The sequence below is a fragment of the Niallia sp. XMNu-256 genome (assembly GCF_036670015.1).
Classification (GTDB): domain Bacteria; phylum Bacillota; class Bacilli; order Bacillales; family Cytobacillaceae; genus Bacillus_BD.
This window is the reverse complement of sequence record NZ_CP137636.1, coordinates 3,166,929-3,191,926: the sequence shown is the minus strand read 5'-3', so window position 1 is coordinate 3,191,926 and position 24,998 is coordinate 3,166,929. Positions and strand designations below refer to the sequence as shown.

Annotated in this window: 29 protein-coding genes; 24 read left to right on the top strand and 5 right to left on the bottom strand. The window is 37.1% G+C overall.

Features of this window, described 5'->3' with window-relative positions; all coding sequences use genetic code 11:
• Positions 1–6: 6 nt before the first annotated feature.
• The 10 genes from R4Z10_RS16295 (at position 7) to R4Z10_RS16250 (ending at position 8,752) form a co-directional block, all read left to right on the top strand.
• Complete coding sequence (locus tag R4Z10_RS16295) at positions 7–270, top strand: IreB family regulatory phosphoprotein (protein ID WP_338470345.1); 264 nt, start codon at positions 7–9, stop codon at positions 268–270.
• 68 nt (positions 271–338) lie between these two features.
• Positions 339–758 carry a Holliday junction resolvase RuvX gene (gene ruvX / locus R4Z10_RS16290; protein ID WP_338470344.1) on the top strand — a complete coding sequence of 140 codons (420 nt, stop codon included), beginning with the start codon at positions 339–341 and terminating at the stop codon, positions 756–758.
• A 7-nt stretch (positions 759–765) separates the two neighbouring features.
• Positions 766–1,053, top strand: a complete 288-nt coding sequence (locus R4Z10_RS16285) for a DUF1292 domain-containing protein (RefSeq protein WP_338470343.1) — start codon at positions 766–768, stop codon at positions 1,051–1,053.
• A 131-nt stretch (positions 1,054–1,184) separates the two neighbouring features.
• A complete protein-coding gene (gene mltG, locus R4Z10_RS16280; RefSeq protein ID WP_338470342.1) occupies positions 1,185–2,318 on the top strand; it encodes an endolytic transglycosylase MltG in 1,134 nt (377 codons plus the stop codon).
• A 206-nt stretch (positions 2,319–2,524) separates the two neighbouring features.
• Complete coding sequence (locus R4Z10_RS16275) at positions 2,525–3,160, top strand: O-methyltransferase (RefSeq protein WP_338470341.1); 636 nt, start codon at positions 2,525–2,527, stop codon at positions 3,158–3,160.
• A gap of 5 nt (positions 3,161–3,165) precedes the next feature.
• Positions 3,166–4,095, top strand: coding sequence for a peptidase U32 family protein (locus R4Z10_RS16270; protein WP_338470340.1), 930 nt, complete (start codon positions 3,166–3,168; stop codon positions 4,093–4,095).
• A gap of 96 nt (positions 4,096–4,191) precedes the next feature.
• Positions 4,192–5,460: a U32 family peptidase gene (locus tag R4Z10_RS16265; protein WP_338470339.1), complete on the top strand. Its 1,269-nt coding sequence runs from the start codon at positions 4,192–4,194 to the stop codon at positions 5,458–5,460.
• A 209-nt stretch (positions 5,461–5,669) separates the two neighbouring features.
• Entirely contained in the window at positions 5,670–6,146 is a 477-nt protein-coding gene (greA, locus tag R4Z10_RS16260; RefSeq protein WP_338470338.1) for a transcription elongation factor GreA, read from the top strand.
• A 59-nt stretch (positions 6,147–6,205) separates the two neighbouring features.
• A complete protein-coding gene (locus R4Z10_RS16255) occupies positions 6,206–7,975 on the top strand; it encodes a penicillin-binding protein 2 (RefSeq protein ID WP_338470337.1) in 1,770 nt (589 codons plus the stop codon).
• A 111-nt stretch (positions 7,976–8,086) separates the two neighbouring features.
• Positions 8,087–8,752, top strand: coding sequence for a YrrS family protein (locus tag R4Z10_RS16250; RefSeq protein WP_338470336.1), 666 nt, complete (start codon positions 8,087–8,089; stop codon positions 8,750–8,752).
• Positions 8,753–8,794: 42 nt separating this feature from the next.
• Here the strand turns inward: R4Z10_RS16250 and ald are convergent, their stop codons facing one another.
• On the bottom strand, positions 8,795–9,931 hold the full coding sequence (gene ald / locus R4Z10_RS16245) for an alanine dehydrogenase (protein ID WP_338470335.1): 1,137 nt from the start codon (positions 9,929–9,931) through the stop codon (positions 8,795–8,797).
• A gap of 424 nt (positions 9,932–10,355) precedes the next feature.
• Between ald and R4Z10_RS16240 the strand changes: the two genes are divergently transcribed.
• The 5 genes from R4Z10_RS16240 (at position 10,356) to R4Z10_RS16220 (ending at position 15,213) form a co-directional block, all read left to right on the top strand.
• Entirely contained in the window at positions 10,356–10,994 is a 639-nt protein-coding gene (locus tag R4Z10_RS16240) for a class I SAM-dependent methyltransferase (RefSeq protein ID WP_338470334.1), read from the top strand.
• A gap of 14 nt (positions 10,995–11,008) precedes the next feature.
• The gene (locus R4Z10_RS16235; protein WP_338470333.1) at positions 11,009–11,932 is read left to right on the top strand and encodes a cysteine synthase family protein; all 924 of its coding nucleotides are present in this window, start codon (positions 11,009–11,011) and stop codon (positions 11,930–11,932) included.
• Positions 11,933–11,934: 2 nt separating this feature from the next.
• A complete protein-coding gene (locus tag R4Z10_RS16230) occupies positions 11,935–13,077 on the top strand; it encodes a bifunctional cystathionine gamma-lyase/homocysteine desulfhydrase (RefSeq protein ID WP_338470332.1) in 1,143 nt (380 codons plus the stop codon).
• Positions 13,078–13,185: 108 nt separating this feature from the next.
• Positions 13,186–14,490: an amidohydrolase gene (locus R4Z10_RS16225; RefSeq protein WP_338470331.1), complete on the top strand. Its 1,305-nt coding sequence runs from the start codon at positions 13,186–13,188 to the stop codon at positions 14,488–14,490.
• Between the two features lie 15 nt (positions 14,491–14,505).
• Positions 14,506–15,213: a 5'-methylthioadenosine/adenosylhomocysteine nucleosidase gene (locus tag R4Z10_RS16220; protein WP_338470330.1), complete on the top strand. Its 708-nt coding sequence runs from the start codon at positions 14,506–14,508 to the stop codon at positions 15,211–15,213.
• A 55-nt stretch (positions 15,214–15,268) separates the two neighbouring features.
• Here the strand turns inward: R4Z10_RS16220 and R4Z10_RS16215 are convergent, their stop codons facing one another.
• The 3 genes from R4Z10_RS16215 to pssA all read right to left on the bottom strand — a co-directional run bounded on the left by R4Z10_RS16215 (position 15,269) and on the right by pssA (position 18,080).
• Positions 15,269–16,528 carry an adenosylhomocysteinase gene (locus R4Z10_RS16215; RefSeq protein ID WP_338470329.1) on the bottom strand — a complete coding sequence of 420 codons (1,260 nt, stop codon included), beginning with the start codon at positions 16,526–16,528 and terminating at the stop codon, positions 15,269–15,271.
• Positions 16,529–16,676: 148 nt separating this feature from the next.
• Positions 16,677–17,396: an RNA polymerase sporulation sigma factor SigK gene (gene sigK / locus R4Z10_RS16210; RefSeq protein ID WP_338470328.1), complete on the bottom strand. Its 720-nt coding sequence runs from the start codon at positions 17,394–17,396 to the stop codon at positions 16,677–16,679.
• A 144-nt stretch (positions 17,397–17,540) separates the two neighbouring features.
• Positions 17,541–18,080 (bottom strand): CDP-diacylglycerol--serine O-phosphatidyltransferase, encoded by a 540-nt coding sequence (gene pssA, locus R4Z10_RS16205; RefSeq protein ID WP_338470327.1) that lies wholly within the window; start codon positions 18,078–18,080, stop codon positions 17,541–17,543.
• 121 nt (positions 18,081–18,201) lie between these two features.
• Between pssA and R4Z10_RS16200 the strand changes: the two genes are divergently transcribed.
• Complete coding sequence (locus R4Z10_RS16200; RefSeq protein WP_338470326.1) at positions 18,202–19,005, top strand: phosphatidylserine decarboxylase; 804 nt, start codon at positions 18,202–18,204, stop codon at positions 19,003–19,005.
• A gap of 34 nt (positions 19,006–19,039) precedes the next feature.
• Here R4Z10_RS16200 and R4Z10_RS16195 read toward each other — a convergent pair whose 3' ends face one another.
• The gene (locus R4Z10_RS16195; protein ID WP_338470325.1) at positions 19,040–19,180 is read right to left on the bottom strand and encodes a sporulation histidine kinase inhibitor Sda; all 141 of its coding nucleotides are present in this window, start codon (positions 19,178–19,180) and stop codon (positions 19,040–19,042) included.
• Positions 19,181–19,894: 714 nt separating this feature from the next.
• On the opposite strand from R4Z10_RS16195, the gene R4Z10_RS16190 reads away from it, so the two are divergent.
• Genes R4Z10_RS16190 through R4Z10_RS16155 form a run of 8 tightly spaced genes read left to right on the top strand, consistent with a single transcriptional unit; the run spans position 19,895 to position 24,982 of the window.
• A complete protein-coding gene (locus tag R4Z10_RS16190; RefSeq protein ID WP_338470324.1) occupies positions 19,895–20,410 on the top strand; it encodes a YqeG family HAD IIIA-type phosphatase in 516 nt (171 codons plus the stop codon).
• 5 nt (positions 20,411–20,415) lie between these two features.
• The gene (gene yqeH / locus R4Z10_RS16185) at positions 20,416–21,519 is read left to right on the top strand and encodes a ribosome biogenesis GTPase YqeH (protein ID WP_338470323.1); all 1,104 of its coding nucleotides are present in this window, start codon (positions 20,416–20,418) and stop codon (positions 21,517–21,519) included.
• A 57-nt stretch (positions 21,520–21,576) separates the two neighbouring features.
• Entirely contained in the window at positions 21,577–22,416 is an 840-nt protein-coding gene (gene aroE, locus R4Z10_RS16180) for a shikimate dehydrogenase (protein ID WP_338470322.1), read from the top strand.
• Positions 22,410–22,700, top strand: coding sequence for a ribosome assembly RNA-binding protein YhbY (gene yhbY, locus R4Z10_RS16175; RefSeq protein WP_338470321.1), 291 nt, complete (start codon positions 22,410–22,412; stop codon positions 22,698–22,700). The genes aroE and yhbY overlap by 7 nt, the downstream gene beginning before the upstream one ends.
• A 57-nt stretch (positions 22,701–22,757) precedes the next feature.
• Positions 22,758–23,324, top strand: a complete 567-nt coding sequence (locus tag R4Z10_RS16170; protein WP_338473262.1) for a nicotinate-nucleotide adenylyltransferase — start codon at positions 22,758–22,760, stop codon at positions 23,322–23,324.
• Positions 23,314–23,880 carry a bis(5'-nucleosyl)-tetraphosphatase (symmetrical) YqeK gene (gene yqeK, locus R4Z10_RS16165; RefSeq protein ID WP_338470320.1) on the top strand — a complete coding sequence of 189 codons (567 nt, stop codon included), beginning with the start codon at positions 23,314–23,316 and terminating at the stop codon, positions 23,878–23,880. Before R4Z10_RS16170 ends, yqeK begins: the two co-directional genes overlap by 11 nt.
• On the top strand, positions 23,880–24,236 hold the full coding sequence (rsfS, locus tag R4Z10_RS16160; RefSeq protein WP_338470319.1) for a ribosome silencing factor: 357 nt from the start codon (positions 23,880–23,882) through the stop codon (positions 24,234–24,236). The genes yqeK and rsfS overlap by 1 nt, the downstream gene beginning before the upstream one ends.
• Positions 24,233–24,982 (top strand): class I SAM-dependent methyltransferase, encoded by a 750-nt coding sequence (locus R4Z10_RS16155; RefSeq protein ID WP_338470318.1) that lies wholly within the window; start codon positions 24,233–24,235, stop codon positions 24,980–24,982. The genes rsfS and R4Z10_RS16155 overlap by 4 nt, the downstream gene beginning before the upstream one ends.
• The last annotated feature ends 16 nt before the right edge of the window (positions 24,983–24,998 follow it).

Here is a 24,998-nt window from a genome sequence, read left to right as displayed (position 1 = left end):
TACATTGTGAGCTCATTTGATCAAACAATGAGGTTCAATTTCTCTGAGGAACCTGTTGAACATAATGTAAAGGAAGTACTACTCCAAGTTTATGAGGCGCTTCAGGAAAAAGGGTACAATCCCATCAATCAAATTGTTGGGTACCTATTATCCGGCGATCCAGCTTATATTCCTAGACATAAAGATGCACGCAATTTAATTCGAAAGCTAGAGCGTGATGAAATTATGGAGGAATTGATGAAGTCCTATTTAAAAGAGTACAAATTGTAGACATGCTTTGCAAGGCACTTTTGGTTTGCTAAAAGTGCCTTCTTTATTGATAAGGATGAGGGATTATTATGCGAATTATGGGCTTGGATGTTGGATCAAAGACCGTGGGAGTTTCTCTAAGTGATGAACTCGGCTGGACTGCACAGGGCTTAAAGACCATTGCAATAAATGAAGAACAAGGTGAATACGGATTCGAGGAAATGGAGAATCTGATTAAAGACCATGACGTTAGTAAAATTGTTGTCGGATTGCCTAAAAATATGAATGGAACGATTGGGCCGCGTGGGGAAGCCAGTCAGTTTTATGCAGATGAGTTGAATACAAGATTCGGTATTCCGGTTGTTTTGTGGGATGAAAGATTAACAACTGTTGCAGCAGAAAGGCTCCTCATTGAAGCAGATATGAGTCGGAAAAAGCGAAAAAAGGTTATTGATAAAATGGCGGCATCTATGATCCTGCAAGGATATTTAGATAGTCAAAACAAATGAGGTGGAAATGATGCAAGATGAAAAAAATATAACTGTAGTCGACGAAGAAGGTAACGAACAATTATGTGAAGTGCTATTCACATTTGACTCAGAAGAGTTTGGCAAGTCCTATGTATTATATTATCCGATTAGTTCAGATGAAGAAGATGAAGAAGAAATTGAGATTCATGCTTCTGCCTTTATTCCAAATGCTGATGGCGAAGATGGCGAGTTAATGCCAATCGAAACGGATAAAGAATGGGATTTAATCGAAGAAATGCTTAACACTTTCCTTGCTGAAGATGAGGAAGAATAAGTAAGGAATACTATAATAGTTATGAAAATATCAAGCCGATCTTATTAGGCTTGATATTTTTTTACGCTTTGAAGGAATTATAGTATAATGATTCGAGAAATATGTAGAATCCTGTAGAATGGAGGGAAAGGATGAACTCTGAAGAGAAGAATGACAAAAAGGCAATCTTTAAAGAGAAATTAATCGAACGTCAAAATGAGGCAAAAGTAGTTCGCAAAGTTGTTGCAATGATCTCACTTGCTATCTTTATTATTGTAGCCGTAGTCGTTGTTGGAGGCTATTTTTATATTAGTTCTGCCTTAAAGCCGGTTGATTCGAATAGCAAAGAAGAAATTGCTGTTAGTATTCCGATCGGTTCCGGAGTAACAAATATTTCAAACATCTTAGAGGAAAGCGGGATCATTAAAGATGCCCGTGTGTTTAAATATTATGTTAAATTTAAAAATGAATCTGGTTTTATGGCAGGAGATTATGTTTTAAAGCCTTCTATGACATTAGAACAAATTATTAATAGTCTAAAAACCGGAAAAGTGATTCAAGATGCGGTTGTTAAAATTGCAATTCCTGAGGGAACTCACCTCAAAGAAATTGCCGGCATTATTGCGGACAATACGAATTACTCCTCTGAAGAAGTCATGAAAATGTTAAATGATCATGAATTTATTGATTCACTAATGAACCAATATCCTGATCTAATAACAAAAGAGGTTTATGATGCTAAGGTCAGATATCCATTGGAGGGATATTTATTTCCGGCAACCTATTCGTTCTATGTAGAAAACCCATCGATCGAAGAGATTGTCGCGGTTATGCTTGATAAAACCCAATCAGTTATCGAGAATTATCAAACTCAAATTAAAGAAAAGAACATGACCGTTCATGAATTACTGACAATGGCCTCATTAATTGAAGAAGAAGCGACGAAACAAGTTGACCGTGACCAAATTTCGGGTGTTTTTTATAATCGACTAGATCTAGGGATGCCCTTACAGACAGATCCAACTGTCCTCTATGCAAAAGGAGCACACCAAGAGAGAGTTTACTATAAAGATTTAGAAGTAGATCATCCATATAATACGTATAAGAATTCAGGATTAACACCTGGACCTATTGCAAATGCGGGGGTATCTTCAATTGAAGCCGCACTTTCTCCTGCAGAAACCAACTATCTATATTTCTTAGCTGCTCCTGATGGTCAAGTCTATTTCTCTGTCACACTTGATGAGCATGCAGCGAAAAAAGCTAAATATATTACTGGGAATTAATACCAACTAAGGGAATTGGCCTTTGTAAATTTGGTAATTCTTCTTGGTTTATGTTATTATAGAAAAAGTTATTTTGTGATCCAATCATGTTAAGTAGCGTAAACACAGTGTACAAGGCATTTTACGGCAAATAGATTTCTCTAATTACCGTTTTCGCCTTCTGTGAAACGCTATTTTTTCTTGTTGTAAAAAGGGATGTGGGTAGGATGAAAGATTCTGTTCATCATTATATTGAAGGTTTAATACGTGAGCGGTCTGATTTTTTTAGCAAAATGGAAAAGTATGCTTTGGACCATGGGGTTCCGATTATGGAATCAGTTGGTATTGAGGCATTATTACAGATCCTTCGCATTAAGGAGCCGAGAAGGATTCTGGAAATAGGGGCAGCAATTGGCTACTCAGCACTAAGAATGGCCGATGCTTTGCCAACCACTCAAATTATTACGATTGAAAGAGACGAAGAGAGAGCTCTCTTAGCACAACAGAATATAGAAGAATCTCAAATGGGAGAACGAGTCTTTTTATTAATAGGAGATGCACTTGAAATAGAGAATACCGTGTCTTCTTATGGACCTTTTGATGTTATCTTTATAGATGCAGCAAAAGGCCAGTATAAGCGATTTTTTGAAATGTACAGCCGTTATTTGGATGATAAAGGAATAGTTATCACCGATAATGTGCTATTTAAAGGGCTTGTTGCAGAAGAAAAAATTGAACATAAAAGAACAGCCCAACTTGTGAAGAAAATTAAACAGTATAATGAGTGGCTCATGAGTCACCCTGATTATGATACTGTTATTTTACCCGTTGGAGACGGAATTGCAATCAGTAAAAAGGGGTGAAGATGATGAATAAGCCGGAATTACTTGTAACTCCAGTTTCTATTCATGACATTCTTCCATTAATTGAAGCGGGAGCAGATGCTTTTTTAGTGGGAGAACAAAAATTTGGTTTACGTTTAGCAGGGGAATTTCCCCGTGATGATATTAAAAAAGCGGTTGAAATCGCTCACGAACATGGGAAAAAAGTATACGTGGCGATGAATGCCTTATTCCATAATGACAAACTTCCTGAGTTGCCAGGATATCTACAGTTTTTGACATCCATTCATGTTGATGGCGTCACCTTTGGTGATCCAGCTGTATTGCTTGCAGCTAGAGAGGCAGCCCCAGACATGAAACTGCACTGGAGTACGGAAACAACGGGGACAAACTGGTATACGTGCAACTATTGGGGAAGAAAAGGGGCAAAACGGGCGGTACTAGCCAAAGAAATTAATTTAGATGCCATTCTAGAGATAAAAGAGAATGCCGAAATCGAAATTGAAGTGCAAGTTCATGGCATGTTAAATATGTTCCAATCAAAACGCTCTTTACTAGGTAACTATTTTCGATATCAGGGAAAAGACATGGAAATCGAAAAGGAAAGTAATAGAAACGGGCTGTTTTTACACGATAAAGAGCGGGGAACGAAATACCCACTTTTTGAAGATGAAAATGGAACCCATATTATGAGTCCGAATGATATGTGCGTGATTGATGAATTACAGGAACTTATTGAGGTAGGAATTGACTCTTTCAAAATAGATGGAGTTCTGCATTCTTTCGAATACATCCTTGAGGTAACGAAATTGTATCGAAAAGCGATTGATATCTGCTGTGAAGACCCTGATGCATATGAAGATATTAAAGGAGAGCTACTCGAACGTATACAGGAAATTCAACCAGCTTCTCGACCTCTTGACACAGGTTTCTTCTTTAAAGAAACGGTTTATTAAACAGATCAAACAAACAGCCATATTTATACATGACAGGGATATGGCTTGTTATACAACGAACGAAAACGAACTTAGGAAAGTGAAAGGAGATAAAGAATGGCTATCGTAAAAGAACCGATTTCAAAAATCGTGAATGGGAAACGCGTAATTGTGAAGAAGCCTGAATTACTTGCACCAGCTGGAAATCTTGAAAAGCTAAAAATAGCGGTTCATTACGGAGCTGACGCTGTTTTTATTGGTGGACAAGAGTATGGATTGCGTTCAAATGCTGATAATTTTACTTTCAAGGAAATGAAAGAAGGCGTTGAATTTGCAAGTAAATATGGGGCAAAGGTTTATGTAACAACGAATATTTTTGCTCATAATGAGAATATAGATGGATTAGAAGAATATATGCTTGGACTAAAAGAAGCGGGTGTACATGGAATCATTGTGGCTGATCCACTAATTATTGAAACATGTAGAAGAGTTGCACCTGAAATTGAGGTTCATATCAGTACACAACAGTCAATAACCAACTGGCAAACTGTCCAATTTTGGAAAGAAGAAGGTTGTGAACGAGTGGTGCTTGCACGGGAAACAAGTGCTGAAGAAATTCGAGAAATGAAGGAAAAGGTTGACATTGAAATTGAGACCTTTGTTCATGGTGCAATGTGTATTGCTTATTCTGGCCGTTGTACATTAAGTAACCATATGACAGCCCGAGATTCAAATCGTGGCGGTTGCTGCCAATCTTGCCGCTGGGATTATGACTTATATCAATTAAATGACAACGAAGAAAATGCTTTATTTGCCGAAGAGGATGCACCCTTTGCGATGAGTCCGAAAGATTTGAACTTGATTCAATCCATTCCAAAGATGATTGAATTAGGAATCGATAGTCTTAAAGTTGAAGGTCGAATGAAATCCATCCATTATATTGCAACCGTTATAAGTGTTTATCGCAAAGTCATTGATGCTTACTGTGCGGATCCAGATCATTTTGTCATTCATCAGGAATGGTTGGATGAATTAGACAAGTGTGCAAATCGTGATACGGCACCTGCTTTCTTTGAAGGGGTTCCTGGTTATAAAGAACAGATGTTTGGTAATCATAGCAAGAAGACTAGCTACGACTTTGCGGGTCTTGTTCTTGATTACAATCCTGAAACAGAAATGGTTACTTTACAGCAAAGAAATCATTTTAAACCAGGTCAAGAAGTTGAATTCTTTGGACCGGAAATTGAAAACTTCAAAATTGTCATTGATAAGATATGGGACGAGGATGGGAATGAACTAGACGCAGCTCGTCATCCGTTACAGGTTGTCCAATTTAAGGTAGACAAACCACTTTATTCAAACAACATGATGCGAAAAGAACTATAATAACAATAAATTCTTTATTGCATAAACAACAATTTTATGCAACAATAGCATAAATACAAAGAATCTCCCATATATTGGAGATTCTTATAACCCGTTTAGTCGGGGTAACGATTATAATCCATGCGCGTTCTATTAGGAACGCGCATGTATATATTTGATAACAACACACAATCTTATGGGGGTTGTGAACACTAGAAGGAGTGAATGTTTTGGCTCAAGAAAAGGTATTTCCAATGACGCAAGCTGGTAAAGAAAAGCTTGAACAGGAATTGGAGAATTTGAAAACGGTTAAACGTAAAGAAGTCGTTGAAAGAATTAAAATTGCACGTAGTTTTGGAGATTTATCTGAGAATTCTGAGTATGATGCAGCAAAAGATGAACAAGCATTTGTGGAAGGACGCATTACAACCCTTGAAAATATGATTCGTAATGCAAAGATTATTAGTGAAGATGAACTAAGCAAAGATGCTGTTTCATTAGGTAGTTCTGTCACTTTTGTTGAACTCCCAGACGGAGACGAGGAAACATATACAATTGTTGGAAGTGCGGAAGCAGATCCATTTGAAGGAAAAATTTCTAATGATTCACCAATTGCTAGAAGTATGCTGGGACGAAAAGTTGGAGATGAAGTTACCGTTCAAACTCCAGGCGGAGAGATGAATGTTAAGATTATCGAAATTAAATAAGGGATAATCGTTTATAAATCGAACACCTCGTCAACACTTTTGACGAGGTGTTATCATTTATGTGGAGAAAAAGGGCTATTTTCATAACAAGTGTATTTGTCTGTTGTTTATTGCTGTTAATTGGAAGATTGATGCAAATCCAACTTTTTGAAGCCGAGCATTTTTCCAAACACAAAATTAATTTACTAGAGGAAAGTGTGGCTCAAAGGGCACAGGAAATTGTGATTGACAGCGGAAGAGGTGGATTCCTTGATCGGAATGGAAATTCTTTAACCCACCAGAATATTCCAGTCCTCATATTATTTCCATTTTTAAAAAATACTGATTGGGATGTCGATAGAATTGCAAACATTATAAATGTTCCTGTTTCCTCCTTAAGAAATGCGGTTGAGTCAGCCCAAAAGCCATTTGCCTATGGGGAACCAAAACCCTTGTCACTTACAAAAAAGCAAATGGAAGAAATAAACCAATTACAAATTCCTGGTGTTTTTGCAGTTCAGAAAAAATTTGAAATGACGACACATCCAGCTCAACATTTAATTGGGATTACTGGTCAGAATGCAAAGGTCTTAAAGTCTCGTTATCCTGATAAGGAAATTTCTTTAAAAACATCGATCGGATTAACAGGACTAGAAAGGAGTTTTGACGAATTTATATTACCTGAGGGAGAAGCAAAGCTAGTTTTTCATGTCGATGCGAGTGGTGGACCATTATTCGGTACGAACGTTAAATATGTAGAACCAGCAAATCCATTTTATCCCATAAATATCCGAACAACGATTGATTTAGAGCTTCAAGAAATCGCTGAGAATATTCTTGATAAACATGGTGTTAAAAAGGGTGGACTAGTCCTGTTGGATATCAAAACTAATTCTGTATTATCGATGGTTTCCCGGCCTCAAATAAACCAAAAAAATCCCTTTCATGAGCATAATGGGCATGTTGATAATTTGATGGTAACAGAACAAATTACCGGATCTGTCTTCAAAACAGTCGTAGCTGCTGCAGTAATCGAAAATCAATTAGATGATCCTAATCGACTGTTTAATTGTAGTGTTAAAATTAATGGAGAACGGGATGAGGCTTTTGATTATGGTAACTTAAACTTTGCAGATAGTTTTGCTAAAAGTTGCAATAATACATTTGCAACTTTAGCTAAAGAATTACAGGCAATGGATCCTAATATGCTTGAAGAGTTTGCAGGAAAGCTTGCTTTCACAGGAACTTCAGGCTGGCAAGGGGATATTTATCATTATGATAAATTTAAACAGATCGGTGAAGAGGATAAGGGAAGAGTATTTTTAACAGAAGAGGCTAAAAAGGATCGAAATTTTATCGCTTTAACTGGCATTGGTCAGCATGAAGTTCGTGCAACGCCCCTTTCTGTTGCTAATATGATGGCCACGATTGCTAGAAGCGGAACAAAAGAGATGGTAAGGTTTGCATCGGCTATTGAGTATAAAAATGGTTCTTCATTAGTAACGTTTAAAGAGAAAAAGCTTGAAGGGGAGACAATTTCACCTTATACTGCAACAAAGCTGCAAAAGGTCTTGCGCGAGGTTATCACCCATGAAGAAGGGACTGGGAAAGGCTACAGAGATTTACCTTATGAAATTGCTGGTAAATCTGGAACAGGGGAAACGGGAAAGTTTATTAATGATCAACAATTATATAACAAATGGTTTGCTGGCTATTTCCCCTATCAAAATCCTAAATATGCTTTAGTTGTTGTCAGTTTGGATGTTAAAGGAAATGAAGGGGCAATAAGCCCTGTTTATAAGGATCTTGTTCAATCCATCTATGATTATGAATTAAGAAATATCAATTGAAACCTTTGGACCTTCCATCAAGTATCATGATATGTTATAGTTTTAATCGCTTGAAATAAACGATATAGAAAAATAATAGTAAACTTTCTTTGCTAGAGAGGAGAATTTGCTTTGAAAAATAATAAGGAAAATATGACAGAAGCATCACGTTCAGAACAAAGAGCCAAAAGAAGAAAAACTAATTTAATATTAAATTCGATGATTTTAATAGTACTATTACTAATTGTCATTGTATCGTTCAATATTTTTGGGAAAGATGCCAAGACAGAAGCGGGCAATCCTACTGAGCAAACAGTGGCAAATACAAACGAAGAACTTGAGGCTGAGGAACAATTAGAAGAAGTTGATGTGGATGAAGACACAGTAGATAAAGATAACACAGAGGACCAAAATGCAAGTGAAGAAGCCGAACAAGGCGAACAAGAAAGTGTAGATGAAACAGAGGAAATAGAAGAAGATCAAGTCAACAGTAATGAAAATGACGAAAAATCGATAAAGGATCCTAATTGGAAACCAGTTGGTACAAAACAAGTCGAGCCTGCCCAAGATTATAATATAGGCAGTGTGGATTGGAATGAGCAGCTTAAAGCCGTCTCTGATGCAACAGGTTTTAATCAAAGCAAAGGAGATATCCTTAAAATGCTTCAAAATAATGGACCCAAAAAATCTAAAGCAACTATAATCATAAAAGAGAGCAATAAAAAATATCAGGTCTATCTAGAATGGGTAGATGGGGGCGGTTGGAAACCTGCACTTGTTGAGGAGCTGCCTAACTAAAAAAAATAAAAAACCCTTCAATCGATTTGAAGGGTTTTTCATTCAACTTATAAGTTGAGATAACTCTTTATCCAATGCTTGCTCAACTGGTACATATTCATAGCCTAGATCTCTGGCTACTGTTTCATACGTTACTTCACCGTTTACAGTGTTAACACCAAGTTTTAATGCAGGGTTCTCAGCGATTGCTTTTACAATGCCTTTGTTCGCAATTTCTATACCGTAAGGAACAGTCACGTTTGTCAAAGCCATTGTGGAAGTTCTTGCGACTGCGCCGGGCATATTCGTAACAGCATAATGAACAACATCGTGGAGTACAAAGGTTGGATTGTCATGTGTTGTTGGATATGTAGTTGCTACTGATCCACCTTGGTCAATGGCTGGGTCAACAATCACTGAACCTGGTTTCATTGATTTAACCATTTCTTCAGTCACTAATTTAGGTGCTTTTGCACCAGGAATTAATACCGCACCGATTACTAAATCAGATTCAGCCACACATTTGGCAAGATTGTAAGGGTTAGACATTAATGTTTTGATTGAATTTCCGAAGATATCGTCTAATTGGCGAAGACGGTCTGCACTAATATCAAGGATGGTTACATCTGCGCCCAGGCCGATTGCCATTTTAGCAGCATTTGTACCAACATTCCCACCACCAACGATTGTTACTTTTCCCCGTTCAACACCTGGTACACCAGCAAGTAAGATTCCTTTTCCACCATACGTTTTTTGTAAGTATTGGGCCCCAACTTGAGTAGCCATTCGTCCAGCAACTTCACTCATTGGAGCAAGTAATGGCAAAGCACGTCCTAATTGAACCGTTTCATATGCAACAGCAATTACTCCCTTTTCAACCAATGCTTTCGTTAAAGCCGGTTCGGCTGCTAAGTGTAGGTATGTGAAAAGGATTAGTCCTTCACGGAAGTATTTATATTCGCTTTCAAGGGGTTCTTTCACTTTCATAATCATATCTGCTTGAGACCAAACATCCCCAGCATCAGCAATTATTTCTGCACCAGCACTAATATATTCTTCATCTGAAAAAGCACTTCCTGTTCCGGCCCCAGTTTCAACAATGACTTTATGTCCAGCGTGCACATATGAAACAACCCCAGCAGGAGTTAAAGCAACACGGTTTTCATTGTTTTTAATTTCTTTAGGTACCCCAATTATCATTGTGAATTCCTCCCTTAAATTCCTTGTTGTTTTTACCTAACTTAATAATAAATGAACACATTTATTTTTTCATTGTTTAGCCTATAAAAAAGACGTACAGATTTTTGTCTATTTTCACAATATTATAGTAAATGTCACATTAACAAGATCAAGATCAGACGTTATCGTTTATTATTATCTTTTTTTATTAAATCAAACATTAGTTTGTCACGTAACTTGTTATTATTTAGCCACGCTTTCGCGCCTCGAGTCGGTTATGTGCCAAAGAGTCGCCTTCGCCACTGGTGTTCCTCCACATCTCTACGCATTTCACCCGCTGCACGTAAAATGGGTTACATCCATTGTAATTTAAAGAGCTACTAAAGGAACGAAACACAAGTCAAATCATACTATATAGATAAGAATAATAAAGGATGGGACGTTAATGGGAAAAGATTTTGTTGATTTGTTTAATCAATGGGCTGTAACTTACGATCGAACAGTAGCAGGGTTTGATCTTGAATATCAAGAGGCATTTTTCCGTTATGATGAAATTTTAGAAGAGGTAGCTAATCTTTGTTTTGGAAACGTGATTGAATTTGGTCCAGGTACCGGAAATCTAACGAAAAAGTTATTAGCAAAACAATTATTTGTGATCGGTGTCGAACCATCAAGTGAGATGAGAAAAATTGCTAAAGGAAAGCTTGGAAAGAAGGTAGATTTTATAGAGGGGGATTTCTTCGACTTTCCGCAAAACATCCCAATCCAAACCTTTGCCAGCTCTTATGCTTTTCACCATCTAACAGATATAGAGAAAGCAGATGCAATTGCCTTATATAGCAAAATCCTACCAGTCGGTGGAAAAATAATCTTTGCAGATACGATTTTTGAAACAAGGGAAAAGCATCAAGAGGCCATTACGAAGGCATTAAATAATAAATACCACCATTTAGCACAGGACTTGCAAACTGAATATTATACAACAATACCAGTATTATCTTCCATTATGGAAAAAAACCAACTTGATGTGACGTTTACAAGGTTTAATGATTTTGTGTGGATTATGGAGGCAACGAAAAGATAAAGGGGAGGAGACCCTTGAAGGTATATCGGCATATTCATGAGTTGATTGGAAACACCCCTCTTGTGAAGATCAATGGATTTCAACTTCCGGAGGATGTATGTATCTTTGCAAAGTTAGAGTATATGAATCCAGGTGGTAGTGTAAAAGATCGGCTTGGATTGGAATTAATGAATGACGCTATTATAAATGGAGCAATAAAAGAAGGCGGCACAATGATTGAACCGACAGCTGGAAATACGGGGATCGGGTTGGCATTAGCGGCCTTAAATCGAGGGATTAAAGTCATATTGGTTGTTCCTGAAAAATTTAGCGTTGAGAAGCAAGCAATCATGAAAGCACTAGGAGCGCAAATTGTGTTAACACCAACAAGTGCAGGCATGGTTGGGGCCATCCAAAAGGCAAAAGAGCTACAAAAAGAAATACGAGGTTCCTATATCCCCAGTCAATTTTCTAACCCTGCAAATCCTGCAACCTATTATAAAACATTAGGGCCTGAGGTTTGGGATGCCCTTAATGGAAAAATCGATGTATTTGTTGCAGGCGCAGGTACAGGGGGGACTTTCATGGGAAGTGCAATGTTTTTGAAAGAAAAATGTCCTTCCATTAAAACGGTTATTGTAGAGCCACAAGGATCGATATTAAATGGGGGAGAACCTGGACCTCATAAAACAGAAGGAATTGGCATGGAATTTTTACCTGAATACATGGATCGTCGTTTTTTTAACGAAATATACACGATTACAGATGAAATAGCGTTTCGATATGTGAAAGAATTGGCAGAAAAGGAAGGCCTACTAGTCGGAAGTTCTTCTGGAGCCGCTTTTGCTGCATCTATTGAAGAGGCCAAAAAGGCTAAGGCGGGAAGTAATATTGTAGTGGTCTTCCCAGATGGAAGTGAACGATATTTAAGTAAGAAAATTTATGATGGGGGGATGTAACGTTGAAAAGAAAGACGAAGCTCATCCATGGTGGTGTTAGGACAGATCCCTTAACAGGTGCTGTTTCAATCCCAATCTATCAGTCCAGCACCTTTAAGCAAGAATCGGTCGGTGTTCATAATGGCTTTGAATATTCTCGAACAGGGAACCCTACTCGTCAAGCGCTAGAAACTTTAATCGCAGAATTAGAAAGCGGCAAAGCGGGATTTGCATTTAGTTCAGGGATGGCCGCAATAACAGCTGTTCTAATGTTGTTCAAATCAGGTGATCACATTATTTTTACTGATGATGTTTACGGGGGAACCTTCCGAGTGGTTAATAAAGTTCTCAACCGTTTTGGAATTCAATCAAGCTTTATTGACACGAGTAATATTGAAGTCATCAAGAACGAAATCCGCACTCAAACGAAAGCTATTTTTCTAGAAACTCCAACGAACCCACTATTAAAAGTAACGGATATCAAATCAATTGTTGACCTTGCACAGAGATTTCAACTAATGACCATTGTCGATAATACCTTTGCAACTCCTTATTGGCAAAATCCTTTGGAGTTAGGTGTTGATGTAGTTCTCCACAGTGGTACGAAATATCTGGGTGGTCACAGCGATGTAGTAGCAGGTCTTGTTGTTGCAGCAAGTGAAGGATTAGCACAGGAATTACATTTTATCCAGAACTCAACTGGTAGTATTCTTGGTCCGCATGATTCTTGGTTATTAATCCGGGGGATTAAAACCCTTGGGGTTCGAATGGAAGAGCATGAACAAAATGCAAGAACAATTGTTACATTTTTGGATAACCATGAGAAGGTTAAGAAAGTTTATTATCCAGGATTGGATTCTCATCCTCAATACCAATGGGTCCAGAAGCAAATGAGAGGTTACGGATCAATGGTTTCATTTGAACTTAGTGATGAAATAAACGTAGACGAGTTCTTAAAAAAGTTAAACTACTTTACCCTTGCTGAAAGTCTAGGTGCTGTAGAAAGCTTAATTTCGGTTCCAGCCAAAATGACTCATGCCTCAATTCCTCCAGAAAGACGTAAAGAACTAGGAATTTCGGATTCCCTTATTCGCATTTCCATCGGGCTAGAAGATGCAGATGATTTAATTGAAGATTTGGATTTTTCCTTGAAAAAGGATGAATAAGCATAGAAAGAGAGGCCGTTTACAAATTTAAGCCTCTCTTTCTATACTTCCATTGGCTACAAAAATATAGTAAGCTATTTAACATTAGTACAATAAGGAGACTTTAAAATGACACGTACGTTGCTTTATAATGGAACAATTATTACTTGTAATGAACAACATGAAATAGTGAAAAATGGGGCGATTGCGATTGAGAATGGCCTCATTACCTATGTCGGAGAAACACCAAATGATAAAGATGACTATCAAGAGACAATCGATTTAAATGGCGATCTATTATTACCAGGTCTGATTAATACTCATGGTCATGTGCAAATGTCTTTATTACGTGGATATGGGGATGATTTACCATTAAAGATGTGGTTGGAAGAGAAAATTTGGCCGATTGAAGCTAAATTTAATCCTGAAGTCGCGAAATGGGGTTCCTATTTATCAATTGTTGAAATGATTCGAACAGGAACCACTACTTTCGTCGATATGTATGATCATATGGACGAAGTCGCAAAAGTGGTAGACACATCTGGAATTCGTGGGAAACTTTGCAGAGGGATCGTTGCATTAGGTTCAGAAGAAGAAAAAAAGATGAAACTTGAGGAAGCCACTAATTTTGCGAAGGAGTGGAATGGACAAGGAAATGGGAGAATTACAACGATGATGTCACCCCACGCTCCGTATACTTGTGATCCTGAATTTATTTCAAAAATTGTTGATAAATCAGTAGATCTTAACGTTCCGATCCATATACATATGTCTGAAACGATTCAAGAGGTAGAACAAAATGTAGAACAATACGGAAACCGACCTGTCAAACACTTGGAAGAGATTGGGGTTTTTAATCAACCAACTTTGGTTGCTCATGCTGTCCATGTGAATGACGAGGAAATTGACATTCTAGCGAAATATGACGTGAAAGTATCTCATAATATTATTAGTAATCTTAAATTAGCCTCAGGAATCGCACCCATTCGTAAAATGCTGGAGAAGGGGGTAACTGTGTCTTTAGGTACAGATAGTTCTGCTTCCAACAATAACTTGGACTTATTTGAAGAATTAAAGCAAGTGGCGATTCTGCATAAAGGGGTAGAATTGGATGCTACCTTAATTAATGCTGAGACTGCGCTTTTAATGGCGACTAAATATGGTGCTGAAGCTCTCTGGTTGGATGATAAAATCGGCAGCCTAGAAGTTGGAAAAGAGGCAGATTTCATTATAATTGATCGAAATTCACCTTTCTATCAACCCCATACTCACAATCCGATTTCCCATCTTGTTTATTCAGGATCTGGCAGAGACGTAAAGGATATGTATGTACAAGGAAAGCCGATTATGAAAAATAAACAATTATTAACAGTAGATGAAGAAAGAGTTTACTATGAAGTCAACCGAATAATGAAATCACTACTTAATGAATAAAGGTCGGAGGTAATAATGAATATAGGTATAATTGGCGCAATGGATGCAGAAATCTTGCATTATCGTAATAGTATGAAGCTTGTTTCCCAAGAAGAGAAAGCAGGTATTACGTTTTATACTGGAACTTTAAATGGTTTTTCAGTCGTTATATGTAAATGTGGGGTTGGAAAAGTCAATGCAAGTGTTTGTACACAAATATTGATTGATCAATTTTCCGTTTCGCATGTTATTTTTACAGGAGTGGCGGGGGCTTTAGCGCCAGATCTCCATATTGGGGATATCGTCGTTTCTTCTGAAGCTATGCACCATGACATGGATGCGACAGCTTTGGGATTTGAGGTCGGGAAAATACCTTATAGTGAACACCACATTTTTCAGGCTGATCCGCATTTACAAAACCTTGCTCTAACCGTTAGCGGTGAGGTGATCTCGGAACAAAAAGTTAGATCAGGAAGAATTCTCTCAGGGGACCAGTTTATCGCAAGTCGTGAAAAAGTAAACGAGCTTTATCAAAATTTATCTGGCTCTTGTGCTGAAATGGAAGGGGCAGCTGTTGCACAAGTTTGCGACATGAATAAGGTGCCATTTGTTATTATTCGTTCGATGTCAGATGAAGCAGACGGTTCTGCAAAGGTAAATTTCTTGGAATTCACCGAAAAAGCTGCCTTTCATTCTTATAAAATCGTTGACGGCATGTTGAAAAGCTGGCAGTCTTTCCAATAACCTCAAAAAAACAGCTCCAACTTATTCAAGTAGGAGCTGTTTTTATTACCAGAAATTAGACTTCCCAGCTGCTTAAATATTTAGTTTGTTCTTCTGTTAATGTATCAATGACAATCCCTTCGCTTTGCAGCTTTAACTCGGCAACTCTTTCGTCAACTGCATGTGGAACATTTAAAACTTGTGGTTTCAGCTCTTTATAATGTTCGTTAATGTATTGAAGAGAAAGAGCTTGCAAGGCAAAGGTCATATCCATAATTTCAGCAGGGTGGCCGTCTGCAGCAGTCAAGTTTACAAGTCTGCCTTCACCTAGTAAGTATAATCTTCTGCCATCATTTGTTTTGTATTCTTCAATATTAGCCCGTACTGTACGTTTAGACACAGATATTTCATCTAAACCTCTTTTACTTATTTCAACATCGAAATGTCCAGCGTTTGCAAGGAGGGCCCCATCTTTCATGTTTTGCAAATGATCTTTATTAATGACCTTATAGTTACCTGTCACAGTAATGAATACATCCCCAACTTTAGCTGCTTCAATCATAGGCAGCACAGTGAAACCATCCATATGGGCTTCAATCGCTTTAATATTGTCTACTTCTGTCACGACGACTTTGGCGCCAAGACCTTTGGCTCTCATGGCGACGCCTTTACCGCACCAACCGTAACCTACAACAACAACTGTTTTTCCTGCCATAATTAAATTCGTGGTACGCATAATTCCATCAAAAACCGATTGACCTGTACCATAACGGTTATCAAATAAATATTTACATTGTGCATCATTTACGGCTACCATTGAAAAGGCCAAGTTACCTGTTTTTTCAAGAGCTCGGTTGCGGATCACGCCTGTTGTCGTTTCTTCACATCCACCACGAACATTCACTCGTAAATCGGGTCTTTCTGAATGTAGTGCAGTAACTAAATCACCGCCATCATCAATAATTAAATCTGGCTTAGTCTCTAACGATTTAATAAGGAAATCTTTGTATTCTTCTTGGCTAGGATTATATTTTGCATATACCGTTACTCCGTCTTCAACTAGTGCTGCTGCGACATCATCTTGGGTTGAAAGTGGATTACTGCCACAAATAGTTACGTTAGCTCCCCCTGATTGAACGACTTTAGCTAAATAAGCAGTTTTGGCTTCTAAATGAAGAGAAATTGTCACGTTAAGTCCTTTAAATGGTTGAGTATCTTTAAAATAGTTTTCAACACTATTCAAGACAGGCATATGATTTTTAACCCAATCAATTTTCAAATGGCCGTCAGGCGCAAGTGATAAATCTTTCACAATACTTTTATTTTCCATACTCATCCTCCTGGTAATCGGTTTGATCTCATAAATATAGGTTTTGTTCATTTTTGATAATCATGTGTATTGTAAGTTATCTTTTACATCTTGTCTAATGTTAATTGAAAAAACAACCCACAGTTTTAAATTCTGTAGGTTGGTGAAATTTCTATCAATCTAAGCTTTGTCGTTTTTCTTTTTCATCCCGATAAAATTCATGGAACATTTTCATTAAGGCTCTTTTTTCAATTCTAGATACATAGCTACGAGAAATGCCAAGTTCTTTAGCAATTTCACGCTGTGTTTTTTCCTTTTGTAAATCAAGTCCAAATCTGCCTATGATGACTTCTTTTTCCCGTTCATCTAGAACATCGATATATTTTTTTACTTTTTCAAGCTCCATATTGAGTTGGATGGTATCGATGACATCTTCTGATTCCGATTTTAGTACATCGATGAGGGAGATTTCATTTCCTTCCTTATCTTGACCAATTGGATCGTGCAAAGAAACATCTTTCTTTGTTTTCTTCAATGCTCTTAAGTGCATGAGGATTTCATTTTCAATACATCTTGCCGCATAGGTTGCCAGTTTTGTCCCTTTTCCATCGGAATAGCTTTCTATGGCCTTAATTAATCCAATGGTTCCAATTGAAATGAGATCTTCCGAATCTTCACCCGTGTTTTCAAACTTTTTAACAATATGTGCGACAAGCCGTAAATTATGTTCAATTAGCATATTCCGTGCATGTGAGTCCCCTTCTGCCATCAGTTGTAAATATTTTCGTTCGTCAGAGGCAGAAAGCGGTTGGGGAAAGGCGTTGTTTTTAACATAAGAAACAAGAAAGACAATCTCTTTAATCAAAAAGCCAAGTGCAGTAATAATTCCAGACATGACGCCACCTCCGCTGCCAAAAGATTTAAAACATGTTTAACTAATATCTATGTGTGCAAGGAGAGTTTTTTGTCTGTCCCATTGAAAAATAAAAAATCAAGCCATTCGAGATTAAGAAGGCTTGACTTTGTAATCATACGAATATTAAACTTTTTTCATCCGGAACGTGCTGATCATGAGGAATGAAAGAATAATATTGAGAAAAAGGAAAAATTGTGGAGGTAAAAATGAAATGGCTAAAAAGCTGAGGGTCATAATACACCCTGCTGCAGTAATGGGAAGACCTGTGAAGTAGCCTTTCGTATTTGAAACATTAAATCGTGCAAGCCTAAAAGCACCACAGGCAATATAAAAAATTGTAAAGAATGAGCCAGGGGCACCGAACTCAGATAAGATTCCTTGATATAATAGAAGCGCAGGTGCAACACCGAATGATATAATATCACTCATGGAATCTAATTGTTCACCAAGTTCTGATTCACTATTTAATTTTCGAGCTGTCATTCCGTCAAACCGATCCAAAAGCGCAGCAATAAAAATTAATAGCAAGCTTAAATTTAGATCCCCTTTTATACTACTAATGATGGCAAAGCCGCCTAAAGTCAAATTACCGAGAGTCAATACATTTGCAATTTGTGCTTTAAATTTTTTGATCGTCTGATCAATTACGCCTGATAAAAACATCTCCTCACTCCTTATGGAAAGGGAATAACTCCTAAAGTATACTATATAATAATATATAATTTTAAAGTTTTTATGCCTAATAGTAAAGTGACAAATGGGGTCTTTTTTTGGGGGGAAAACATTGTTAGGAAATATTTATAGATTTTTTATAGACTTGTTAAATCGGGAAAGGGTTGCACTAACGTTGGCGAGGTTTTCAAAGTCAACGCTGAGCAAGTACTTCATTCCTATTTATTCTAGAATCTATCAAATTAATCTGCATGAAATGGAAAAGTCAATACAAGATTACGAGAGCATTCATGATTTTTTTACTAGAAAGTTGAAAAAAGGGGCCCGAATCATTGACCCAAATCCTTTTGCTGTTATCAGTCCTGTTGATGCGGTTCTTCAAGAGTGCGGTAAAATTGATGCCGAACATTGTATTACCGTTAAAGGGAAAGTGTATTCAATTGCGGAAATGCTCGGTGGGATGGATAACGTTCAAGATTATGTTGATGGCACTTATATGATTTTTTATTTAAGCCCAAGTCATTATCATCGAATACATAGCCCTGTAACAGGTAGAATCAACAAGCAATGGACTTTGGGAGCAAAATCATATCCTGTCAATTCAATGGGATTAAAATATGGAAAAAAGCCGTTGGCAAAAAATTATCGTATGATCACAGAGGTGGAGACTTTAAATGGAACGGTTGCCATTGTCAAAGTTGGAGCGATGTTTATTAATTCAATTGAGAAATTAACGACAGAAGAGAAACTAACAAAGGGAAGTGAAATGGCCTATTTTTCATTCGGGTCCTCCGTTGTTTTACTATTTCAAGCGGGAGCCTTTATTAGGGAAGAATCCATAGTTGTTCCAAGCGAAATTAAAGTTGGTGAATGTATTGGTTATTTAAACTACAACGAATATAAGAATGTAAAATAAATAAAGAAAAAAACCCCATTTATATGGGGATGTTTTAAGAAGTTACTGTAATTTTATGGGACAAGGATCGACGGTGAATTTCTGCTTCAATTAAACGGATGAAATCGGGGCTTAAATTTAATTGGATTGCTTTATGATAGGATTGGATTAGTAGCTCATCGGATAGTTTATACATGCCAGAATTCACCTCCATTAAAATGTACTACTTTAATTCTATAAAAATGTTCTATTTATATCTTTCCTGCGTATAGTAAAAGTTATGCTTCATTAGCTTGTACTTTTACTGTATCAGATTTGTTTTCTAAGAACAATCGTTCTCTTATCCACAAATACCCGTGGATAACTTGTGACTAAATTGTTTATAAATAGACTAGGATGAATAAATCAGCTGTTTATTTTGTGTATAAAGTTATCCACAGAAAAAGTTTGCTGAAAGATGTCGAACGATTTTTAAGTAGTTTGGTTCTAAAATGGAGTAATTAAACGATTTAATAACCTTATGAATATAGGTTTATCGTGAATGACGAGGACGTAAATTTTTTTGAACTAATAGCAAAAATTGGGTATGATGGTAAAGGTGAAAAAGATCTAAATTTGTCAAGATATAGAGTTAGAAAAAGAGGTTAACTTTATTCAGTAAAAGACTTCACTATGGAGGTTTAGGGGTGTATGCAAACAGTTTTCTGTTTCAATAAGGTTTATATCCTTACTGAATAAGTTAGGCCTCCGGCGGATGCCTCGGTTTTTTTAAAGGTATTTTATCGAGCAAGCTCGACGACGGACAGGACGTCCTAGTCAGGCGAAGCCACAGGATGTGGCGTTCTGAAGCTCGATAAAAAACCGGGCACAAATTCGAGGGCACGAATTTGATTTTAATGGGGTGCAAAGTTTGTTAAAACAATTTTTACCAAGTCAACATGTAAAAAGTATTTTGGATATCAATCCAAGTGAATTAAAAGAAAAAGGCATTAAAGGAATTATTACCGACCTTGATAATACGTTAGTTGAATGGGATCGACCAGAAGCTACACCATTGGTCATGGAATGGTTTGAAAAAATGAAACAAAATCAAATACAAGTGACGATTGTTTCAAATAATAATGAGGCACGGGTTAAGGCATTTTCAGATCCATTAGAGATGCCATTTATTTTTAGAGCGAGAAAGCCGATGTCACATGCATTTATCCAAGCGGCTTCGAGAATGAATTTGAAAAAAGAAGAGATAGTTGTCATTGGTGATCAACTGTTAACCGATATATTAGGTGGGAATCGCAGTGGTTTTCATACGATACTTGTCTTACCTGTCGCTCAAAATGATGGGATGGCTACGAAATTTAATCGGTTTGTCGAAAGACGTATCATGAATTGGTTTAGAAAAAAAGGCTTGTTACAATGGGAGGATTAATTCATTTGAGTGAACAGTATTCTTGTTTTGGATGTGGAGTCCAAATTCAAACAGAAAACGCAAGTGACATTGGTTATGCACCTATGTCAGCATTAGAAAAAGAGGAAATTATTTGTCAGCGCTGCTTTCGGCTGAAGCATTATAATGAAGTCCAAGATGTTAGTTTAACGGACGATGATTTTTTACGAATTCTAAATGGAATTGGTAAAAACGATGCGTTAATTGTTAAGGTTGTCGATATCTTTGATTTTAATGGCAGCTGGCTACCTGGGTTACACCGTTTTGTTGGTAAAAATAATGTAATTTTAATTGGAAATAAAGTTGACCTTTTACCAAAGTCGGTAAAACCGAATAAGGTCATTAATTGGATGAAGCATGAGGCCAAACAGCTTGGTTTAAAGCCAATTGATGTATTTTTAGTAAGTGCAGCAAAAGGGTATTTTATGAAAGAAGTAACAGAGGCGATCGAGAAATATCGAAATGGAAAAGATGTCTTTATTGTTGGTTGTACAAATGTGGGAAAATCAACATTTGTTAATCGAATCCTAAAAGAAGTAACAGGGGAAGGGGACGTAATTACAACTTCTCATTTTCCTGGAACAACCTTAGATACGATTGAAATTCCATTGTCAGATGGGAAGGCATTAGTGGATACGCCTGGAATCATCAATCATCATCAAATGGCCCATTTTGTGGACAAACGAGATCTAAAGGTAATTACACCAAAAAAAGAAATCAAACAAAAAGTCTATCAACTAAATGAAGAGCAGACCTTGTATTTTGGAGGATTAGCAAGATTCGATTACATAAAAGGTGGAAGGCGTTCATTTTCTTGTTATTTTTCAAATGAACTAACGATTCATCGGACAAAATTAGATAAAGCAGATGAATTATACCGGAATCATGTAGGGGAATTGTTAACACCACCAAGAAAGGAAGACGTAGAATCTTTCCCAGAGTTGGTGAGACAAACCTTTACAATTAAAGAAGCAAAAACCGATATTGTCTTTTCAGGACTAGGTTGGATCACAGTCAATGAACCAGGTGCGGTTATTGCAGCCTATGTTCCAAAAGGTGTTCATGTTTTGTTGAGAAAGTCGTTAATCTAGAGATAAATAAAAGACGAGATACTTATTTGTTAACTTCCAAAGGAAGGGGAGAAGCTAGTGAAAAAGTTATATGGGGTAATCGGGGATCCGGTTGCACATTCAATGTCACCGATTATGCATAATGATTTATTTCAATTGTATTCAGTTGACGCTACATATGTTGCTTTTCATGTTAAACCTGAAAACTTGCAAGATGCAGTAAAAGGTTTTAGAGCGATTAATTTAGCTGGATTAAGTGTCACGGTTCCGCATAAACAAATGATTATGCCATTATTAGATGAAATTGATCCTTTGGCAGAAGCAATAGGTGCCGTTAATACTGTCGTGAATGATCATGGCCGTTTAATTGGGTATAATACGGATGGAAGTGGTTATTTAGAAGGGCTTAAAAAGGAAGTTCCTTCATTCATGGATAAGAATATGCTATTAATCGGTGCAGGTGGTGCAGCAAGAGCCATCTATTATACATTGGCACAAGCAGGTGTGAAAAAAGTTGATATTGCTAATAGGACAGTCGAAAAGGCAGAATATTTAGTTAATAACTGTCCATTTCCAAAAAATTCTGAAGTACTCAGTTTTAAAGAAGCGGAGGAACAATTAGCTAAATATGATGTAATCGTGCAAACCACTTCAATTGGCATGCATCCAGATATTGAAGCATCACCGCTTTCTGTAGAGAAATTAAAATCAACTTCTTTAGTTAGTGATATAATTTACAGTCCATTAGAAACTAAAATATTGCGTGAAGCAAAACAAAAAGGCGCTCGTATCCAAAATGGAATACCAATGTTTACTTATCAAGGAGCACTTCAATTTGAAAAGTGGACAGGGATTTTTCCTGACATGGATCGAATGCAATCAGTTTGTCTTAAGCAATTGGGAGGAAAGTCATGTTAACAGGAAAACAAAAACGGTTTTTACGTTCAAAAGCTCATCATCTTAACCCAATCTTTCAAGTTGGTAAAGGTGGAGTGAATGAAAATATGATTAAGCAAGTAAGCGAAGCATTAGAAGCCCGCGAGCTGCTGAAAGTTAGTATCTTACAAAATTGTGAGGACGAAAAAGATGATGTAGCAAAAGCTCTAGCAGGTGGTACTAAAGCTGAGCTTGTTCAAATCATTGGAAATATAATTGTTTTATATAAAGAATCCAAAGAAAATAAACAATTGATTTTACCATAATCATCCATAAGTCAATTATTTGAGAAAACATAATTTTAAAAAGTAGGTGCAATTCCGCTGAAAAAGATTGGCATTCTAGGGGGAACCTTTAACCCTCCACATATAGGGCATCTTGTGATTGCGAATGAAGTACAACATGCATTAGGTCTGGATAAAATTTGGTTTATGCCTAATCAGGAGCCCCCACATAAAGAAAATAATAGCGGGGTAACCGGGACTCATCGGCTAGAAATGGTGCATAAGGCGATTTCGGATCACCCTCACTTTGAAGCCCAAGCTATTGAGTTGGAGAGACCTGGAAAATCCTATACGTATGATACCATCAAGTTACTTAAAGAAAAATATGAACATCAGTTTTATTTTATCATTGGTGCGGATATGATTGAGTATTTACCAAACTGGTATAAAATTGATGAATTGGTCGAGCTGGTTACCTTTGTCGGGGTAAATCGTCCACACTATCAAAGTGAAACAAATTATCCAATCCTTTTCGTGGATGTTCCTAACATTGAAATTTCTTCTTTAATGATTAGAAATAGAGTAAGGGAAGGAAAAACCATTCGTTACTTTGTTCCTGATTCAGTGTTGGGGTATATAGAGGAGAAGCGGTTATATGAAACGTGATGAAGCATTATCTATTGTAAAGAATCAAATAACTGAGCATCGTTACACACATACCCTTGGAGTAATGGAAACAGCTGTTACATTAGCAAAGAGGTATGGAGCAGATGAAAAAAAGACAGAGTTAGCAGCAATTTTTCATGATTACGCAAAATTTCGTAATAAAGAGGAAATGAGAAAAATTATTTTAGAGCAGGGCATGGACCTTGATTTACTTCATTATAATACTGAATTATGGCATGCTCCCGTTGGTGCATTTTTGGTGGAAAGAGAAGTAGGAATTATGGATAGTGATGTATTAAATGCCATACGCTATCATACTTCAGGCAGGCCTAACATGACTCTTTTAGAAAAAATCATCTATTTAGCTGATTATATAGAACCTGGAAGGCATTTTCCGGGGGTTGAGGAAGTTCGTGAAATGGCAAACACCAATTTGGATGCGGCATTGATCCAATCCATCAAAAACTCAATTGGATTCTTAATGAAGAAGAATCAACAAATTTTTCCTCTTACATTTCATACTTATAACGCACTAGTTAAAAAGGAGGCAGATTAATGGATATACGTAATGTATTAGAAGTGACCGTGAAAGCTGCGGATGATAAAAGAGCAGAAGATATCGTAGTTTTAAATATGAAAGGGATCTCATTAGTAGCGGACTATTTTGTAATTTGTCACGGAAACTCTGACAAACAAGTTCAAGCTATTTCTCGTGAAATAAAAGAAAAAGCAGATGAATTAACTGTTACGGTAAAACGAATTGAAGGATTTGATGAGGCAAAATGGGTGCTTGTGGACCTTGGGGATATCGTGGTTCATATATTCCATAAGGATGAAAGAGGCTACTACAATTTAGAACGTTTATGGGGAGATGCCCCATTTGAAGACATTCAAAGTGTGTTAAACGAATGACGTATGGTAATTTCGCGCAGATTTATGATGAATTAATGCAAGATGTTCCGTATGAGAAGTGGGTTGAATTTGTAAAAAACCAAAAAGAGTTATACCGTGTAACTGGAAATAGGTTTCTTGATTTGGCATGCGGTACTGGTGAGGTTTCGCTTCGTTTAGCTCGCGCTGGCTTTTCAGTTACAGGTGTGGATCTTTCCGCAGAAATGTTAACCGTAGCAGGGGAAAAGGCCGAGAAAACGGGATCTTCATTGTTTTTAATTCAACAGGATATGTCAGAAATAGAAGCCATAGGTGAATTTGATTTGATCGGTACTTTCTGTGATTCGCTTAATTACTTACAAAGTGAAGAAGAAGTGATCCGGACGTTTGAAAGAGTTCATCAACATTTAATTCCAGGGGGATTATTCCTATTTGATGTTCACTCTCTTTATAAGATGAACGAATTGTTTATCAATCAAACCTATGCTTATAATGGGGAAGAGATTAGCTATATCTGGCAATGTTTTGCAGGGGAACATTCCGATAGTGTTGAACATGAGTTAACTTTCTTTCAACGAGACAACTCTACCAATCAATACGAACGTTATGACGAACTTCATTTTCAACGAACATTTCCTGTTGAGCGTTATACCCAATGGTTAGAGAACACTGGTTTTGAAGTTCTTGCAATTACAGCAGATTTTAATAACACTAAGCCTGAAAGCGAATCTGAAAGAATTTTATTTACCGCACGAAAAGTTTCGTAATCGATAAAGCCCCCCT

What these genes read in the sequence shown, in the direction of transcription:
- ruvX (WP_338470344.1), top strand. Translation starts at nt 339, where the DNA reads ATGCGAATTATGGGCTTGGATGTTGGATCAAAGACCGTGGGAGTTTCT.
- R4Z10_RS16285 (WP_338470343.1), top strand. Translation starts at nt 766, where the DNA reads ATGATGCAAGATGAAAAAAATATAACTGTAGTCGACGAAGAAGGTAAC.
- mltG (WP_338470342.1), top strand. Translation starts at nt 1,185, where the DNA reads ATGAACTCTGAAGAGAAGAATGACAAAAAGGCAATCTTTAAAGAGAAA.
- R4Z10_RS16275 (WP_338470341.1), top strand. Translation starts at nt 2,525, where the DNA reads ATGAAAGATTCTGTTCATCATTATATTGAAGGTTTAATACGTGAGCGG.
- R4Z10_RS16270 (WP_338470340.1), top strand. Translation starts at nt 3,166, where the DNA reads ATGAATAAGCCGGAATTACTTGTAACTCCAGTTTCTATTCATGACATT.
- R4Z10_RS16265 (WP_338470339.1), top strand. Translation starts at nt 4,192, where the DNA reads ATGGCTATCGTAAAAGAACCGATTTCAAAAATCGTGAATGGGAAACGC.
- R4Z10_RS16255 (WP_338470337.1), top strand. Translation starts at nt 6,206, where the DNA reads ATGTGGAGAAAAAGGGCTATTTTCATAACAAGTGTATTTGTCTGTTGT.
- ald (WP_338470335.1), bottom strand. Translation starts at nt 9,931, where the DNA reads ATGATAATTGGGGTACCTAAAGAAATTAAAAACAATGAAAACCGTGTT.
- R4Z10_RS16240 (WP_338470334.1), top strand. Translation starts at nt 10,356, where the DNA reads ATGGGAAAAGATTTTGTTGATTTGTTTAATCAATGGGCTGTAACTTAC.
- R4Z10_RS16225 (WP_338470331.1), top strand. Translation starts at nt 13,186, where the DNA reads ATGACACGTACGTTGCTTTATAATGGAACAATTATTACTTGTAATGAA.
- R4Z10_RS16220 (WP_338470330.1), top strand. Translation starts at nt 14,506, where the DNA reads ATGAATATAGGTATAATTGGCGCAATGGATGCAGAAATCTTGCATTAT.
- R4Z10_RS16215 (WP_338470329.1), bottom strand. Translation starts at nt 16,528, where the DNA reads ATGAGTATGGAAAATAAAAGTATTGTGAAAGATTTATCACTTGCGCCT.
- sigK (WP_338470328.1), bottom strand. Translation starts at nt 17,396, where the DNA reads ATGTCTGGAATTATTACTGCACTTGGCTTTTTGATTAAAGAGATTGTC.
- pssA (WP_338470327.1), bottom strand. Translation starts at nt 18,080, where the DNA reads ATGTTTTTATCAGGCGTAATTGATCAGACGATCAAAAAATTTAAAGCA.
- R4Z10_RS16195 (WP_338470325.1), bottom strand. Translation starts at nt 19,180, where the DNA reads ATGTATAAACTATCCGATGAGCTACTAATCCAATCCTATCATAAAGCA.
- yhbY (WP_338470321.1), top strand. Translation starts at nt 22,410, where the DNA reads ATGTTAACAGGAAAACAAAAACGGTTTTTACGTTCAAAAGCTCATCAT.
- yqeK (WP_338470320.1), top strand. Translation starts at nt 23,314, where the DNA reads ATGAAACGTGATGAAGCATTATCTATTGTAAAGAATCAAATAACTGAG.
- rsfS (WP_338470319.1), top strand. Translation starts at nt 23,880, where the DNA reads ATGGATATACGTAATGTATTAGAAGTGACCGTGAAAGCTGCGGATGAT.
- R4Z10_RS16155 (WP_338470318.1), top strand. Translation starts at nt 24,233, where the DNA reads ATGACGTATGGTAATTTCGCGCAGATTTATGATGAATTAATGCAAGAT.